1 protein-coding gene is annotated in these 644 nt (G+C 66.9%); it reads right to left on the reverse strand.

Annotation, left to right across the window (positions count from 1 at the left end; genetic code table 11):
- A partial coding sequence (locus QSK45_RS38080) for a 2-oxoacid:ferredoxin oxidoreductase subunit beta (protein WP_285563534.1) occupies positions 1-644 on the reverse strand: 644 nt, incomplete at both ends.

Here is a 644-nt window from a genome sequence, read left to right on the forward strand (position 1 = left end):
GCCTCCTCGGAGCGCTGTTTGTCCTTGAGGGTGTCGAAGGCGCCGTCGTTGAAGATGTTGCAGTTCTGGTAGATCTCGATCAGCGCGGTGCCCGGGTGGTCGGCGGCGGCGCGCAGGACCTCGGTGAGGTGCTTGCGGTCGGAGTCGATGGTCCGGGCGACGAAGGACGCCTCGGCTCCCAGGGCGAGGGAGACGGGGTTGAACGGGGCGTCCAGCGAGCCCATCGGGGTGGACTTGGTGATCTTGCCGACCTCGGAGGTGGGTGAGTACTGGCCCTTGGTCAGGCCGTAGATCCGGTTGTTGAAGAGGAGGATCTTGAGGTTGACGTTGCGGCGCAGGGCGTGGATGAGGTGGTTGCCGCCGATGGAGAGGGCGTCGCCGTCGCCGGTGACGACCCACACGCTGAGGTCGCGTCTGCTGGTGGCGAGGCCGGTGGCGATGGCGGGGGCGCGGCCGTGGATGGAGTGCATCCCGTAGGTGTTCATGTAGTACGGGAAGCGGGAGGAGCAGCCGATGCCGGAGACGAAGACGATGTTCTCGCGGGCCAGGCCGAGTTCGGGCATGAAGCCCTGGACGGCGGCGAGGATCGCGTAGTCACCGCAGCCGGGGCACCAGCGCACCTCCTGGTCCGACTTGAAGTCCTT

The sequence above is a fragment of the Streptomyces hygroscopicus subsp. hygroscopicus genome, from assembly GCF_030269125.1.
Classification (GTDB): domain Bacteria; phylum Actinomycetota; class Actinomycetes; order Streptomycetales; family Streptomycetaceae; genus Streptomyces; species Streptomyces hygroscopicus_C.